Origin of the sequence: Arcticibacter tournemirensis (assembly GCF_006716645.1) — a bacterium.
GTDB lineage: Bacteria > Bacteroidota > Bacteroidia > Sphingobacteriales > Sphingobacteriaceae > Arcticibacter > Arcticibacter tournemirensis.
Map to the genome: position 1 here is coordinate 743,490 of NZ_VFPL01000001.1, position 16,433 is coordinate 759,922.

The following is a 16,433-nucleotide window of genomic DNA, read 5'->3' on the forward strand; positions in this document are numbered from 1 at the left end:
GTTTGAAACGTGTTCATGCTATCGGATTAACAATAGCTGTTGCCGCATGCTCTTTTTTAAGCTCCTGTGAGAATGATCTTAAGGAGGTCGAAAAGGTAGCGGCGAAAGGACAATCTGCGCAAGTAGATAAATCAATCGGTGTAGAGGTCATTTACAGCGACTCGGCTGTGGTGAAGGCAAAGGTTCTCACTCCTGTGCTCAATTACTATAAAACTGTAACTCCTTATTATGAAATGCCGAAAGGTACAACTGTTATATTTTTTGATCAGAATCAAAAAGAAAGCAGCAGGATAACTTCCGACTATGCAATTATGCATGAAAAGAGCCGCATTGTGGAGATGAGAAAGAACGTTGTCGGAACCAGTGTGAAGGGCGATGTATTCAAGTCAGACGAATTGATCTGGGACCCTAAAAGGCCCTATCCTATTTATTCGACCAAATTGGTCACTGTTACTCAGCCTAATGGAAACGTGATATTTGGTAATGGCTTTTCGAGCGATGAGAACTTTAAACACTGGGAGTTAAGTGACGCCACCGGTAACTTCCCGTCAAACAGCGGTTTAATTGAGTGATTTCTAAAAGGTTTGATAGTGTAATTTCTGTTAGTATTTTTTTTTAAAAATTGTATCTTGCGCCCTCTTTTAGAATATGAATAAAGTTTAGAACATATGGGAATAATGAATTTTTTGCGGAACCGTGCAGGTATTATCCTTGTAGGGGCAATTGGTTTTGCAATAGTAGCTTTTTTGGTCGGTGATGCTTTACGGGTTGGTAGTCCTTTTTTAAGAGGGAACCAGACTGAAGTTGGCGAGGTTGCCGGTAAGCCAATCAATATTGATGAGTTCAGAGCAAAAGTGGAGCAGAATGAAGCCCAGTTTAAACAACAGATGGGACAGTCGAGTTTGAATCCTCAGATGGCTTCGTACGTTGTTGAAAACACATGGAATCAAACAGTGAGCGAAATGCTTCTAAACAATGAAGTTAAAAGACTGGGTCTTGAGGTTGGTAAGGTAGAAATTAACGACATGCTAACTGGTAAGAACCCCGATCCTCAGGTTGTTCAGGCTTTCGGTGATCCAAAGACCGGCGAGATAAACAGAGCTCAGTTAAATACCTTCCTTAATAATATAGAATCTCAGGCAGGCAACCCAATGAGGGAGCAATGGGGTAACTTTCTTGTAGGATTAAAACGTAGCCGTTTATTTCAGAAATACAATAATCTGGTAAGAAACAGTATCTATGTAACTTCCCTCGAAGCTCGCGAGGAATATTTACAGCGTAATAAACTTGCCAGCTTTAATTATGTAAATCTCGAGTATGCTTCTATTCCCGATAACAAGGTAACTTTAACTGACGACGATTATCAGGAATACTATAATAAGAATAAGAAGAGGTTTTACAATAGAGAAGAATCACGGTCTTTCGATTATGTGGTTTTTGACGCAAGTCCTTCAAAGGCCGATTCAGTTGGGGCAAAGCAGCTAATAACGAAGCTTACTGCAGACTTTAAAGCTACAGCCAACGATTCTCTTTTCGTAAGTGTAAATTCTGATACCAAGACACCCGTAACCTATGTAAGAAAAGGACAGTTAGATCCGGTACTGGATTCAGCTGTATTCAATGCTAGTGTAGGAGCAGTGATTGGACCAGTGTTTAGCAATGGCGCATTTAAAGTGGCAAAAGTTGTCGATGTAAGAATGAGTCCCGACTCTGTAAAGGCCAGTCATATTTTAATTAACCCAGCTACCGTAGGCGGACTTGACAAGGCAAAATCGATAGCTGATTCTCTTAGAAACCTGATCAGTAAAGGCGCAAACTTTGCCGAACTTGCTAATAAGTTTGGTTCTGACGGTACTAAAGAAAAGGGAGGCGACCTTGGTACATTTGCCAGAGGATCTATGATTCCGGCATTTGAAGAAGCTGTTTTCAACGGACACACAGGTGATCTTAAAGTGGTTGCCACTCAGTATGGCGTTCACGTTGTAAGGATTGATAAACAGGTAGGTTCATCGAAGGTGGCGAAAGTAGCGGTTCTTGACAAGGTAGTTGCCAGCAGCAATCAAACTCAGCAGGCTGCATATTCTAAAGCTTCAGAGTTTCTTGGCGCAGTAAACGATTCAAAAGCGTTTGATGAATATGCACAAAAGCATAAGCTTCGGAAATTAGTAGCCGAGAATGTTAGCCCTTCTCAGTCTTCAGTCTCTGGGTTGGATAACCCGCGTGAGCTTGTGCGCTGGGCCTTCGAAGCCAAAGAAGGAGATGTTTCCGAAAAAGTATTTGAGATGGAAAATACGTATGTTGTTGCCAGACTCAGCGATATTCGTAAGAAGGGTATTCTTCCTCTTGAGAAGGTTAAAAAAGAAATTGAGCCGATGGTTCGCAACCAGGTTAAAGCACGCATGCTATCTGAAAAAATTGAGAAGGCCCTCGCAGGCGCTTCATCTATTCAACAGGTTGCTTCAAAACTTGGAAGACCTGTTCAGCCAGTGCAGAACGTAGTATTTGCAAACCCTATAATCCCGGGTGTTGCACAGGAAAATAAAGTAGTGGGTACGGTATTTGGCCTTGAACCCCGCAAACTTTCTAAAGTAATTGAAGGAGAGCAGGGTGTTTACCTGGTACAGGTGAATGGTTTTACTAATCCTGCACCGTTAACCAATACCTTCAGTCAAAAACAACAAATGTCCCAGACTATAGATCAAAGGGCTCAGGGACAGGTGCTCGATGTATTGCGCGACAAAGCCGATATAAAGGATTACCGCTTGAAGTTTTTCTAGAAGAGCAATTAGAAATAGAGGTCCGGAAGAGAAATTTTCCGGACTTTTTTTATTTAATAGCATAGCATTTAAAACAATATCAGTTTTAAAGTTTTTACTTTATGCTTATAGGGTTTGGTTTTTAAGTGTCGATCTTTGACATTTGAAATAGCTGAATAAAATGGATATTAACGAGAACATAGTAAACCGCGTGGCGCAGAGTGGTCTGGTCAGCTTTGATTTAGCCGACTTTTATCCACGTGGCGAGCGGGTAACTTACGATATAAAAGACAATCTGTTTCATGGATTGATACTTAAAGAGAAAGACTTTCGCGAGTTTGTGAAGGACCATGATTGGGAGCAATACACAGGTAAAAATGTAGCAATTATCTGTTCATCGGATGCTATTGTTCCTACCTGGGCTTATATGTTGCTGGCTAACAGAATGGCTCCATATGCCAGAGAAGTTGTTTTCGGATCTCTTGATACATTGGAAACAGTCCTTTTTCAAAAGGCCCTGGAAACGCTTGATATGGAAAGCTATCGCGACAAACGTGTGGTTGTAAAGGGTTGCGGCGATGTTACAGTGCCGATCTCTGCTTATGTAGATCTTACAACCAGGCTCACTAAAGTTGCAAAAAGCGTGATGTACGGAGAGCCATGCTCTACCGTGCCAGTATTTAAACGTAAAGATTAGATTAGTAAGATCACAGAAATTGTTAACTTACCTGATAATACAAATGAAGATATATAATTTATGGTGTTCAAAAGCGGCAGGGCAATTGATAGTATGAGAAGAGTTTTATTTCTGCTTCCTTTTTTTCTGTTTACCCAAACGGTCTTTTCTCAGAATCTGGAGAATAGGAAAGAACCCGCCTTTAAACCCGGAGAAGAATTAAAGTATCGTTTGCGGTATGGTTTTATTACAGCTGCTGAAGCTACATTAAATGTTCTTGATTCAGATGTTAAATTCGATAACAAGGCAGTTTACCACCTGGTGGCTCAGGGTAGAACTGCCGCATCTTTCAATCTCTTCTATAAGGTAAGGAACCGCTATGATTCGTACATTGACCGCACTGAACTGATACCGTACCTTTATACCGAGAATATTCGGGAAGCCAATTACCGCCGGGTTGACAAGGTGCGCTTTTATCAGGACCAGGAAAAAGTAGTGGGAAACAAAGGAACATTTAAAGGAAAGGATAAAACCTTCGATCTTGTTTCCGCATTCTATTTCGCCCGTAGTCTCGATCTGTCTTCGGTAAAGATTGGAACTCAGTTTACTATTCCTTATTTCCTCGACGATGAAGTTTCCGACTTAAAAATCACCTATGTAGGTAAAGAAAAGGTTAAAACCCCGATAGGCACTTTTAATTGTTTGAAATTTAACCCCTCTATTAAACCAGGTCGTATCTTTCGTAAAGACAGTAAGCTTTATCTATGGATTACTGACGACGGAAACCGTATTCCTGTCAAAGCGCAGGTAGAGATTCTCGTGGGTTCTGTCACTTTAGAGATAACTTCTGCCAAAGGACTGAGATACTAGCTACGCACTGTTTAATCGACTCCTTATCGCCGCAACCGAAATTGTAGTTAGCGATATTTCCATTACTTTACATGTTGTAATGGTTAATAATAAACCTGTAGCTTAAAATCCCTGTTTCCCAACCAAATATTTCCGACATTTGCGTTTTAAATAGAATAATATGTTAGAGGTACAGCAGACTTTAGTGCATGAGGATATTTTAGAAGAGAATTTTGTATGCCACCTGGATAAATGCAAAGGTGCATGCTGCGTGGAAGGTGATGCCGGGGCTCCTCTTGAAAAAAGCGAGCTGAAGATACTGGATGAGATATATGAGCATGTGAAACCATATATGACTCAAAAAGGTATTGAGACCGTAGAGCAGAATGGTACATGGGTACGTGATTTCGAAGGAGATTACACAACTCCCTGCATTGATGGAAATAAAGAATGCGCTTATGTAATATCAGAAGATGGTGTGAGTAAATGCGCTATTGAAAAAGCCTGGGCCGAAGGACGTGTCAATTGGAAAAAGCCAATCTCTTGTCATCTTTATCCAATACGGATTACAGAGTATCCGGAATTCGATGTCTTAAATTACGATCGCTGGCACATTTGTAAGTCGGCTTGTTCTTTCGGGAAAGAACTTAAAATACCAGTTTACCAGTTTTTAAAGGAGCCTCTTATAAGGAAATATGGAGAAGACTGGTTTAACGAGCTGGAGGGAGCGGTTAACATCTGATAGCTTCCTGTACCTGTATCAAATATGAACGATATAAATTATACAAGTCTTTCTGCTTCGGAAGTAAATATCCCCCCGGCAGATTTGGGTACTAGAATAATTGTCTTCGGCGCCTCTGGTCAGCTGGGACAGTGTCTTCAACAACAAGCGGCGGTAAGGGGCATTAAGAATATAAATTTTCTTCCAGAGGAAAAAGCCGATATTCTTGACAAGGATATTGTAGCGAAGGTTTTTGCTGATGAGACGCCAGCATATGTTATCAATTGTGCCGCCTATACAGCAGTCGACAGGGCCGAAGACGAAATTGATACCGCACGGAAAGTAAACAGGGATGGAGTGGCTAACCTGGCAACAGTCTGCCGTGCGCATCAGTCCACCCTTATCCATATCTCAACCGATTTTGTTTTCGAGGGCGATGTTCCCAAACTCTTAGGAGAAACGGAGCCTGCCAGGCCCATAAATATCTATGGGCTTACCAAGTTACAGGGAGAGGCAGCGCTCGCCGGCATCATACACAAGTATTATATCCTTCGTACCAGCTGGTTGTATTCGGAGTATGGAAATAATTTTGTTAAAACCATGCTCAAACTTGGAAGGGAGAGAGATGAACTGGGGGTAATTGTTGATCAGGTGGGCACGCCTACCTACGGTATGGATCTGGCCTCAGCAATCTTCGATATCATTCAGTCCGATGTTCAGGCATACGGAATATATCATTACAGCAACGAGGGCGTCGCCTCATGGTATGATTTTGCAAAGGCGATATTCGACCTGAGCGGTACGACTGTAAAATTGAAACCTGTAAAGACATCAGAATATGTTACAAAAGCCGCAAGACCGGCCTTTTCTGTGATGGATAAGTCAAAGATTAAAGATACTTTTGGTTTAGAAATCCCTTACTGGCGCGACAGCCTGTCTGATTGTATTGGTAAACTGCAGGACCCGGATGCAGATGCCGCGGGGAAACTGGATAGCTAGAATACTTGAAAGAACTTAATTTAATATAGAAACGACCTGTAACTTTAACTAAGATCAATATAATGAAAGGAATCATACTTGCAGGGGGATCCGGAACCAGGCTTCACCCCCTTACGCTGGCAACAAGCAAACAAATGATGCCGGTTTATGATAAACCGATGATCTATTATCCCCTTTCGATATTAATGCTTGCGGGTATTCGGGAAATCCTCATTATTTCAACACCTCAGGATCTTCCTAACTTTGAACGGTTACTGGGGGATGGATCGCGAATTGGCTGTCGTTTTACGTATAAGGTGCAGGAAGTGCCAAATGGTCTGGCTCAGGCTTTTGTAATAGGAGAGGAGTTTGTAGGAAATGATAGTGTTGCCCTGATCCTCGGAGATAATATATTTTATGGCGACGGGCTTTCGGTATTGTTACAGCAGATGAAGGAGCCGGATGGGGGAGTGGTATTCGCCTATCAGGTATCCGACCCAGAAAGATACGGTGTGGTAGAGTTCGACGGAGATAATAACGTTATTTCGATAGAAGAAAAGCCGGTGGCCCCCAAATCTAACTTTGCTGTGCCCGGGTTATATTTTTACGATAACGAAGTCGTCCAAATTGCCAAAAGCATTGAGCCGTCTGTACGGGGCGAATACGAAATAACGGATGTGAATAAAGAATATCTCAGAAGAGGTAAACTTAAAGTAGGTGTTTTAAGCCGGGGTACGGCCTGGCTTGACACAGGGACGTTTCAATCCCTTATGCAGGCCGGGCAGTTCGTTCAGGTGATAGAAGAGCGCCAGGGGCTTAAAATTGGCTGTATCGAAGAGGTTGCGTACCGTATGGGATTTATTTCAGCTGACGAGTTGCGGGTAGCGGCAGCTCCTTTAGTGAAGAGTGGTTACGGGCAATACTTATTGCGGATTTTGGGCTGATCTATATATTATAAAAGGTCTGCACCTATCGGGGCGCAGACCTTTTTTCTGTTACAGATGGAACAAGCAATAGCAATATAGCTGCAGATTGCCTGTCTATACCGTTGTTTTAATACAAAGCTCTTTTAATTGTTCCTCAGAAATCGTGGCTGGAGAATCAATCATAACGTCCTTGCCCGAGTTGTTTTTAGGGAAGGCAATAACGTCTCTGATAGAATCAAGTCCTGCGAAGATAGATACCAGTCGGTCGAAGCCGAAAGCAATACCTCCGTGCGGAGGAGCTCCGTATTCAAAAGCGTTCATCAAAAATCCGAACTGTTTCTGAGCTTCCTCCGGCGTAAAGCCAAGATGTTTAAACATCAGGGATTGCAAATCTCTGCTATGTATACGGATAGAGCCCCCGCCTACTTCCGTTCCGTTGATCACAAGGTCGTAAGCATTTGCCCTTACCGCTCCGGGGTTTGAATCAAGCAATGCGATATCCTCCGGTTTAGGTGAAGTAAACGGATGGTGCATGGCATGATAACGACCAGTTTCTTCATCCCATTCCAGTAAAGGAAAGTCAAGTACCCATAGCGGAGAAAAGTTGTTCTTATCGCGAAGGCCTAAACGGTTACCCATTTCCAGGCGCAGTTCGTTTAATTGTTTCCGGACTTTTTCTGTGGGACCGGCCATGATGAGCATCAGATCACCTGGCTGTGCATTGAATGCCACTGCCCATTTTTTCAGCTCATCTTCACTGTAAAACTTATCTACCGACGACTTCAGCGTGCCGTCAGTATTATACCGGCAATAAACAAGCCCGGTAGCGCCTATTTGCGGGCGTTTGATGAAGTCAGTGAGCTCATCAAGCTGCTTGCGTGTATAATGCGCACAGCCGGATGCATTGATGCCGACCACAAGCTCCGCACCATCAAAGACTGGAAAACTATGTCCTTTTACAATTTCATTTAATTCAGTAAACAGCATTCCGAAGCGTGTATCAGGCTTATCTGAGCCATACATCCGCATAGCGTCCTGGTAATACAAACGCGGAACAGCATCAATATCAATGTCCTTTATCGCCTTGAAGAGGTGGCGGATAAGACCCTCGAAGGTATTTAAAATATCCTCCTGCTCAATAAATGCCATCTCACAGTCGATCTGCGTAAACTCAGGCTGGCGGTCGGCACGCAGGTCTTCATCGCGGAAACACTTAACAATCTGGAAGTAGCGGTCAAAGCCCGAAACCATTAATAATTGCTTAAACGTTTGCGGCGATTGCGGCAAAGCATAGAATTCGCCCGGGTTCATGCGGCTCGGCACTACAAAGTCGCGGGCACCTTCAGGTGTCGACTTTATAAGCACAGGTGTTTCCACTTCCAGAAAATCCTGCGCATCCAGGTATTTTCTAACTTCCTGCGCCATTTTATGACGAAGGATCAGGTTATTACGCACCGGACTGCGACGCAGGTCGAGGTACCTGTATTTCATACGCAGGTCGTCACCCCCATCCGTTTCTTCTTCAATAAGAAAGGGAGGCAGTTTGGCTGCGTTCAGCAGTTCAAGTTTTGTAACTTTTATTTCAACATCGCCGGTTGGCATTTTAGGGTTCTTATTAGAACGTTCAACCACCAATCCGGTTACCTTTATTACGAATTCCCTCGACAGTCCGCGAGCCTGCTCACATAAACCTGCATTATCATCCATATTGAATAGCAGTTGAGTGATTCCATAACGGTCACGGACGTCAATAAAGGTCATGCCCCCAAGGTCGCGCGATTTCTGCACCCAGCCGGCAAGAGTAACTTCTTTGCCTAAATCATTAAGGGTTAATTCTCCGCAAGTATGTGTTCTGTGCATAAGTTGTTTATTATTTTGCAAAAGTACTTTTTTTGATGAAGGATAGGCTTCAGTAAATGAATTTTTTAATGAAACTACTCCGCGGTCTGCGTGTTTAATCTGAAATACACTACCGATGAAAAAAACAGCTTTTCGCCTGATGTTCTTTGGCTTTGCCGCTTTTGCTGCCTGTAACAGTGTACAAAAATCAGTAGATCCTACCGGACAAAGCCCTATCCCACGTGGCTCAGGCAGAAATATAGACGAGGATACTTTAAAAGCTCCGGGGAGTGATACAAGCAGGGTAAGCGTTCCCGATAGTCTCAAAAATTAGCGACGCCGGCACTCACTTCAACGGTATATTACCCTCGAAGACAAATTCTGCGGGGCCCTCAAGAAAAACACTTGTGTATCTCAGGCCATCCGTATGAAACTTAACATTTAGATCGCCGCCGAGTACTTTAATGGCCGTGCTAACGTCACCGGTAAGGCCTTTCCTTTTTGCCATAGCAATAGCGACAGCAGTTACTCCGGTTCCGCAGGCATAGGTTTCGTCTTCAACACCACGCTCATAAGTTCTCACGAAATAGTGATCGCCCTGGTCTTCTACAAAATTGACGTTTATTCCCTCTTCTTTATATTTTTCACTGTTACGTATCGTTCTTCCTTCGGTATAGACATTTTTATCGGCTAGCCCCGAAGTACAGGCGACGTAATGAGGCGAACCCGTATTTAACACAAGTGCATCTTTATCGGAATCGACTTTGCTAACGTCGATCATTTGAAGACTCACCCAGCTGCCATCTTCTGAAATTTTGGCATAATGAGGTCCATCGACTGCCAGAAAGTTAGTTTCATCGTGTATGATGTTTAGATGCTTTGCAAAGGCAACTATACAACGTCCGCCGTTCCCGCACATGCTACTGGGTTTACCATCAGCGTTGTAATAAACCATTTCAAAATCGTATCCTTCTTTTTGCTGCAGGAACATTATGCCGTCGGCACCGATACCAAACCGGCGATTGCATAAAGCAGCGATCAGCTCCGGCTGCTGGTGGTTAACGACGTTGTCGCGGTTATCAATCAGGATAAAGTCGTTTCCGGCTCCCTGATACTTATAGAAATGGAGATCTGACATTTGTAAAGGGGAAAATGAATATGTAAAGATACACTTTTATCCCAAATGCCTGTAGAATGGCTTACCAGTGCCTGACCAATCCCACATCTCGTCAGCATCTCATTAGACTCTTGTCAGCATCATGTCAGACTCTCGTCAGACTTTAGTCTGACATGATCCTGAGGAGATGCTGACGAGATGCTGACAAGATCAGGCTCCGGTCAGGCACTGATAAGGGTTTGGTGAGAGACTATGGCTACCAGGGGGTCTTTTCTTCACACTTGGGGTCAGGTAAGCATTTCATCGCGTTTTTCCGTTTTAAAGGCAATTTTGACCTATCCTTCCAGCTATGAGAACTACTTTTCAAATTATCTTTAACATTTTTTAACACAAAATGAGATACCAGGAAGTTGCATAATCAGTTTCAGTGGTATTACTTTTGAACTAAGAAACGCACACAGAGAAAAAAATAGGAATATGAAAAAAATAGGAATAACTCTTCTCACTGCATTTTTCGGTGGTGCAGTAGCAATAGGCGGATATAAGCTTATTGAAAATAATAACACCGAAAAGATGAGTATTGAGGATAAACAAAAGGTTTATTTTACTAATAATCCCGTAAGTGTTTCTTCTGCGGGCGATGTCGATTTCGTTCAGGCGGCTGCTGCAGTAACGCCCGCGGTGGTTCATATTCAGACCACCTATGGCGGATCGTCCAGGCAGCAACGTGGCGGGGGAGGTGTTGACCCCTTCGAAGATATGTTCAGAGATTTCTTTGGCGGCCCCCGGGGTAATACCCAACGTGCTCCAGCAATGGCATCCGGATCGGGTGTGATCGTGTCTGACGATGGATATATTGTAACTAACAATCACGTTGTAGAAGACGCTTCTAAAATAGAAGTGATCCTGCCCGATAACAGGTCTTTTCAGGCAAAGGTAATTGGTCGCGACCCCAATACTGATTTAGCGCTTCTAAAGGTAAATGCTACTAAACTACCTGTTGTTAAACTTGGAAATTCGGACAATGTGCAGGTCGGCGAATGGGTTCTGGCTGTAGGCTACCCGCTTACGCTGAATACTACAGTGACCGCCGGTATTGTGAGCGCAAAAGGACGTGCTATTGGGATATTAGGGCAACCCGAGCAAGAAGATTATTACGGCAACCGGAATCAGCCGAGAGTGAATTCAGCAATTGAATCGTTTATTCAGACTGACGCAGCCATTAACCGTGGAAACAGCGGAGGCGCTCTTGTGAACACACGAGGCGAACTGGTTGGTATTAACGCTGCAATTGCTTCTCAAACGGGTTACTATGCCGGTTACGGATTCGCTATCCCAGTTAACCTTGCAAAAAAGATAATGGACGACTTCATTAAGTATGGTGCCGTTAGACGTGGCTTTGTAGGTGTAACATTCCAGGAGCTGAATTCAAGTATCGCCAAGGAACTTGGAGTTAGTGAAATCAGTGGCTTGTATGTAAACACAGTAGTCGAAGGCAGCGGTGCTGCTGCTGCCGGCATAAAAAAAGGTGACGTGATAACCAAGGTAGACGGAGCGAGGATTATGTCGTCGTCTGATCTTCAGGAACGCGTAGCACGCCTTCGTCCCGGCGATAAGGTACAGCTTAGCTTCAACCGTGATGGAAAAGAGCGTACTGTATCCGTTACTCTTAAAGGCGAAGATGATGTGAAGATCGCGGGAAATAATAATAGTTCTGCCGAAGAGCTTTATAATCAACTTGGAGCGAGCTTTGCTCCTGTGTCGACGGCACAAAAACAACGTTATAAGATTAATTCAGGAGTAGTTGTGACTGAAGCTCGCGACGGCGGATTGTTCTCAAACTTTGGAATCGAAAAAGGTACCATTATCACCAGTATCAATAATAAACCGATTAACAAGGTTGATGATATTGACAATGCCCTTTCGGCAAGCAGTAATAACATGATCCGTATCAATGGTATATCAGCTGATGGATCAAGAATTATGATGTCCTTCCCGGTCGCTCAATAGCAGATCGTCCAACATATATAAAAAAAGGCCTTCCGGAAATGGAAGGTTTTTTTTTGCCCTGACGATGAAAGGTCGCCGAAACAAATTATCTTAGTTTTTGATATGACAGAGCACGGAATGAAATGGGAACTGCTTGGTCAGCATTTAGTAATGCTTCCTCAGAAAGCACTTTATTGGGATGAAGAGAGAGCATTAATTGTTGCCGATCTGCACATCGGTAAAGTAGGGCATTTCAGAAAAGCCGGAATTGCGATACCCCGTCCGTTGGAACAGGAAGAACTTGCCGTACTTGCTGATCTGATACATATATTAAAACCAGAGAAATTAATCTTTCTTGGCGATCTTTTTCATAGCGAGTTTAATAATGACTGGAACTGGCTGCAGTTATGGCGTGAGCTTTTCGCGGATGTAAAAATAATTCTCGTCCGGGGCAATCATGATATACTTCACGATGAGTATTACAACGAAGCGGGCTTTGAAGTATGTGAGAAACTTGATTTGAACCCCTTTGTTTTTACCCATGAGCCTGTTTCGAAACCCGATGGTAATGAGTATATTATAAGTGGCCATGTTCATCCTGCTGTAAGGCTTAGAGGAAAGGGCAGACAAACCACTGTTCTTTCTTGTTTTTATTTCGGCCGGACTCAGGCCATCCTTCCGGCCTTCGGTCGTTTTACCGGGAATTGCTGCATTAGTATTGACGAATTGGCTGCTACTTTCGTGGTTGTAAATGACAAGGTTATAAAACTATGATCTTAGACCGGTTCTAAATAAATTAAATAAAGCCATAGATAACAAAATAGGTTATATTATTGCGGCTATAATAATACTTTTGTACCACTAATAAAAATAATGAAAGGTAATGAGCAGTTTCACTAAGGCATTCTCGTCAACATTAGGGAAGAAATTGATCATGAGTTTAACAGGGCTGTTTCTGTGCCTGTTCCTCATTGTTCATCTTCTCGGAAATTTACAATTATTTAAACATGATGATGGAATGGCGTTTAATGTGTATTCACATTTTATGACGCACTTTCCACCTATTAAAATCGTTTCATATCTCTTATATTTATCGATAGTGTTCCACGCTGTGTATGCTTTAGTTATAAGCATCAGGAATCGCAGAGCCCGGAAAGTGGGCTATGCTGTTTACAAGGGATCTGCAAACAGCAGCTGGAGCTCAAGAAATATGGGAATATTGGGAACGGTACTATTAATCTTTATCGTTGTCCACATGACTAACTTCTGGGCAGAATATCACTGGGGCGGCTTGCCTTTTATCAAGTACGAAACCAGTCTTACCAACCCGGAAGAAGTAAAAGTTACCAAAATTCCTTACGATGGACATCAGATGGTTCATTCGGAATATGTGGATCTGCAGTCGGGTAACCAAGTTGTCATTGCGAAAGATTTGAACATCATCGTTATGGAGCTTTTCAAGCTATGGTGGTATGTTGCGCTTTACGTGATCGCTATGATCGCAATGGGTTACCACCTGTATCATGGTTTCCAGAGCGGTTTTCAGACGCTTGGGTTTGATCATAAAAAGTATAAGCCAGCTATTGACTTTTTGGGCCTTTGGGTGTTCAGCATTATTATTCCTGCTGTGTTCGCTGCAATGCCTCTTTACGTGTTTTTTTTCAAATAAGATGGATCATCCCGATTTAGGGACTAAAAAATATTTCTCAAATGGTATTAGATTCAAAAATTCCAGAGGGCCCTTTAGGAGAAAAGTGGTCTAAACATAAATTCAATCTGAAGCTGGTTAACCCGGCCAATAAAAGAAAATATACTGTTATCGTTGTTGGTACCGGTTTGGCAGGAGCTTCTGCTGCCGCATCGCTGGCCGAATTAGGATACAATGTAAAAGCCTTTTGTTATCAGGACAGTGCACGCCGGGCGCATTCTATTGCTGCTCAGGGTGGGATTAATGCTGCAAAAAACTATCGTAACGATGGCGACAGCGTTTATCGTTTATTCTACGATACTATTAAGGGCGGCGACTATCGTGCCCGTGAAGCGAACGTTCATCGTTTAGCTGAAGTTTCGAACGATATTATTGACCAGTGCGTGGCTCAAGGGGTGCCTTTTGCCCGCGAATATGGTGGCTTGCTTGACAACCGCTCTTTTGGTGGTGCGCAGGTATCACGTACCTTCTATGCGAGGGGACAAACCGGACAGCAGTTGCTTTTGGGCGCTTACTCTGCTTTAAACCGTCAGATCCATGAAGGTAAGGTGAAGATGTATAACAGGCATGAAATGCTTGATCTTGTTACAGTTGACGGAAAGGCGCAAGGAATTGTTACCCGTAACCTGCTGACAGGAGAGATAGAAACCTTCGCAGGCCATGCTGTATTACTTTGTACTGGCGGCTACGGAAACGTATTCTACCTTTCAACTAACGCCATGGGTTGTAACACTACAGCAATCTGGCGTTCATATAAGAAAGGAGCTGCATTTGCTAATCCTTGCTTTACTCAGATCCACCCTACCTGTATTCCGGTAACCGGCGATCATCAGTCTAAGCTTACCTTAATGTCTGAGTCTCTGCGTAACGACGGTCGTGTTTGGGTACCGAAGACAAGGGAGATGGCTGAAAGACTTCGCAAGGGAGAAATTAAAGTATCTGACATAAAAGAAGAAGACAGGGATTATTTCCTTGAACGTAAATATCCATCTTTTGGTAACCTGGTTCCTCGTGATGTAGCTTCCCGTAATGCTAAAGAAGCGGCTGATGACGGACGCGGTGTTGGTGCAAGCGGTAAAGCGGTATACCTGGATTTTGCAGAAGCTATCGGGCGGCTTGGTAAAGCTGCAGTGGAAGCAAAGTATGGCAACCTTTTCGATATGTATTATCAGATCACAAATGAAAATCCATACGAAATGCCAATGCGTATCTATCCTGCAGTACACTATACCATGGGAGGCCTTTGGGTTGATTACAACCTGATGACTACAGTCCCAGGCTTGTATTGCTTAGGCGAAGCAAACTTCTCAGATCACGGAGCGAATCGTCTTGGTGCATCTGCTCTGATGCAGGGTCTTGCTGACGGATATTTTGTAATACCATACACTGTTGGAGATTACCTCGCTAATATCGGTCCTAAGCCGGTTGATGCATCTCACCCTGCATTTGCTCAGGCAAAGAAAGACGTTGAAGACAGGATTAAGAGATTCCTTTCTATGAAAGGGACTAAGACGGTAGACGAGTATCATCGAGATCTTGGTCTGATCATGTGGGAATATTGCGGTATGGCAAGAAATGAACAGGGGCTAACTAAAGCAAAGGGTATGATCAAAGAACTTCGCGAAGATTTCTGGAAAAATGCCATTGTGATAGGTGAGAACGAAGAGATGAACATGTGTCTGGAGAAAGCAGGTCGTGTAGCCGATTTCCTTGAACTTGCAGAACTGATGGTTGACGATGCACTTAACCGTAAAGAGTCGTGTGGTGGTCACTTCCGTGAAGAAAGCCAGACTGAGGAAGGTGAAGCAAAGCGTGACGATGAAAATTATGCATATGTTGCCGCCTGGGAATTTAAAGGAGATGATGCCCCTGCTATGATGCATAAAGAAGAACTGATCTTCGAGAATGTTAAGCTAACACAAAGGAGTTATAAATAAGTATCTGGTGGCAAGTATCAAGTATCAGGACGAATGGAAATGCCGGAAAGATATTTGAAGTGCTCAGGAGAAAAGATTGATTAGATGTTATGCAAGTAATCTGGATACTGTAATCTTGATACTTGCTACTAAAAAAAAGTAATATGAGCGGAAACATGAATTTAACCTTGAAAGTCTGGAGACAGAAGAATGCCAGCGATAAGGGCGGATTTGTAACATATAAAGCAGATGACATATCACCTGATATGTCGTTCCTGGAGATGCTGGACATAGTGAACGAGCGTCTTGTGAAGGAAAAGGCTGATCCTATTCATTTTGACCACGACTGTCGTGAAGGAATTTGCGGAGCGTGTTCTTTGTATATTAATGGCCGTCCTCATGGTCCGAAACAAGCAATTACGACCTGTCAGCTTCACATGCGCAGTTTCAGCGACGGCGAAACCATTACTATTGAACCTTGGCGTGCAGTAGCTTTTCCTATCATCAAGGATTTGGCTGTTGATCGTTCTGCGTTCGACCGTATCCAGGAAGCCGGTGGGTTTGTGTCGGTAAACACAGGAGGTGTACCTGATGCTAATGAGATTGCTATTCCTAAGCCGGTAGCAGACGAAGCAATGAATTCAGCAACATGTATCCAATGTGGTGCTTGTGTTGCAGCATGTAAGAATGCATCGGCCGCGTTATTCGTATCGGCGAAGATCTCGCAGTTTGCGTTACTTCCTCAGGGCCAGCCTGAAAGGTATCGTCGCGTTCAAGCGATGGTTGCGCAGATGGACGCAGAAGGCTTTGGTAGCTGTACGAATACAGGTGCTTGCGAAATAGAATGTCCGAAAGAGATTTCTTTAACAAATATTAACAGGATGAGGCGGGATTATTTTACTGCCGGATTTTTTAAAGAAGAAGAAATTCACTAATTTTGTCCAACGAGGCAAGGAGG

Annotated in this window: 15 protein-coding genes; 13 read left to right on the forward strand and 2 right to left on the reverse strand. The window is 43.3% G+C overall.

What is annotated here, in order from left to right; all coding sequences use genetic code 11:
* Positions 1 to 2 precede the first annotated feature (2 nt).
* From lptC to rfbA, 7 genes are all read left to right on the forward strand, one after another.
* A complete protein-coding gene (lptC, locus tag BDE36_RS03225; RefSeq protein ID WP_235904394.1) occupies positions 3 to 572 on the forward strand; it encodes an LPS export ABC transporter periplasmic protein LptC in 570 nt (189 codons plus the stop codon).
* 105 nt (positions 573 to 677) lie between these two features.
* Positions 678 to 2,777, forward strand: a complete 2,100-nt coding sequence (locus BDE36_RS03230) for a SurA N-terminal domain-containing protein (protein WP_317132925.1) — start codon at positions 678 to 680, stop codon at positions 2,775 to 2,777.
* Positions 2,778 to 2,937: 160 nt separating this feature from the next.
* Positions 2,938 to 3,453 carry a DUF2480 family protein gene (locus BDE36_RS03235; protein ID WP_141813711.1) on the forward strand — a complete coding sequence of 172 codons (516 nt, stop codon included), beginning with the start codon at positions 2,938 to 2,940 and terminating at the stop codon, positions 3,451 to 3,453.
* A gap of 93 nt (positions 3,454 to 3,546) precedes the next feature.
* Positions 3,547 to 4,302 carry a DUF3108 domain-containing protein gene (locus BDE36_RS03240; RefSeq protein WP_128767847.1) on the forward strand — a complete coding sequence of 252 codons (756 nt, stop codon included), beginning with the start codon at positions 3,547 to 3,549 and terminating at the stop codon, positions 4,300 to 4,302.
* A 160-nt stretch (positions 4,303 to 4,462) separates the two neighbouring features.
* Complete coding sequence (locus BDE36_RS03245) at positions 4,463 to 5,023, forward strand: DUF3109 family protein (protein ID WP_141813712.1); 561 nt, start codon at positions 4,463 to 4,465, stop codon at positions 5,021 to 5,023.
* A gap of 24 nt (positions 5,024 to 5,047) precedes the next feature.
* Positions 5,048 to 6,001: a dTDP-4-dehydrorhamnose reductase gene (gene rfbD / locus BDE36_RS03250; protein WP_141813713.1), complete on the forward strand. Its 954-nt coding sequence runs from the start codon at positions 5,048 to 5,050 to the stop codon at positions 5,999 to 6,001.
* A 62-nt stretch (positions 6,002 to 6,063) separates the two neighbouring features.
* Positions 6,064 to 6,924: a glucose-1-phosphate thymidylyltransferase RfbA gene (gene rfbA, locus BDE36_RS03255; RefSeq protein WP_141813714.1), complete on the forward strand. Its 861-nt coding sequence runs from the start codon at positions 6,064 to 6,066 to the stop codon at positions 6,922 to 6,924.
* Positions 6,925 to 7,020: 96 nt separating this feature from the next.
* Here the strand turns inward: rfbA and aspS are convergent, their stop codons facing one another.
* Positions 7,021 to 8,766 (reverse strand): aspartate--tRNA ligase, encoded by a 1,746-nt coding sequence (gene aspS / locus BDE36_RS03260; RefSeq protein ID WP_141813715.1) that lies wholly within the window; start codon positions 8,764 to 8,766, stop codon positions 7,021 to 7,023.
* 115 nt (positions 8,767 to 8,881) lie between these two features.
* On the opposite strand from aspS, the gene BDE36_RS03265 reads away from it, so the two are divergent.
* Positions 8,882 to 9,079: a hypothetical protein gene (locus BDE36_RS03265; RefSeq protein ID WP_128767842.1), complete on the forward strand. Its 198-nt coding sequence runs from the start codon at positions 8,882 to 8,884 to the stop codon at positions 9,077 to 9,079.
* Positions 9,080 to 9,091: 12 nt separating this feature from the next.
* Here BDE36_RS03265 and dapF read toward each other — a convergent pair whose 3' ends face one another.
* A complete protein-coding gene (gene dapF / locus BDE36_RS03270) occupies positions 9,092 to 9,883 on the reverse strand; it encodes a diaminopimelate epimerase (RefSeq protein ID WP_128767841.1) in 792 nt (263 codons plus the stop codon).
* Between the two features lie 456 nt (positions 9,884 to 10,339).
* Between dapF and BDE36_RS03275 the strand changes: the two genes are divergently transcribed.
* The 5 genes from BDE36_RS03275 to BDE36_RS03295 all read left to right on the forward strand — a co-directional run bounded on the left by BDE36_RS03275 (position 10,340) and on the right by BDE36_RS03295 (position 16,410).
* The gene (locus BDE36_RS03275; RefSeq protein WP_141813716.1) at positions 10,340 to 11,872 is read left to right on the forward strand and encodes a Do family serine endopeptidase; all 1,533 of its coding nucleotides are present in this window, start codon (positions 10,340 to 10,342) and stop codon (positions 11,870 to 11,872) included.
* A 102-nt stretch (positions 11,873 to 11,974) separates the two neighbouring features.
* The gene (gene pdeM / locus BDE36_RS03280) at positions 11,975 to 12,625 is read left to right on the forward strand and encodes a ligase-associated DNA damage response endonuclease PdeM (protein ID WP_128767839.1); all 651 of its coding nucleotides are present in this window, start codon (positions 11,975 to 11,977) and stop codon (positions 12,623 to 12,625) included.
* Between the two features lie 109 nt (positions 12,626 to 12,734).
* A complete protein-coding gene (locus BDE36_RS03285; protein WP_141813717.1) occupies positions 12,735 to 13,520 on the forward strand; it encodes a succinate dehydrogenase cytochrome b subunit in 786 nt (261 codons plus the stop codon).
* 41 nt (positions 13,521 to 13,561) lie between these two features.
* Entirely contained in the window at positions 13,562 to 15,496 is a 1,935-nt protein-coding gene (locus BDE36_RS03290) for a fumarate reductase/succinate dehydrogenase flavoprotein subunit (protein WP_141813718.1), read from the forward strand.
* Positions 15,497 to 15,639: 143 nt separating this feature from the next.
* On the forward strand, positions 15,640 to 16,410 hold the full coding sequence (locus tag BDE36_RS03295) for a succinate dehydrogenase/fumarate reductase iron-sulfur subunit (protein WP_202616815.1): 771 nt from the start codon (positions 15,640 to 15,642) through the stop codon (positions 16,408 to 16,410).
* Positions 16,411 to 16,433: the final 23 nt, after the last annotated feature.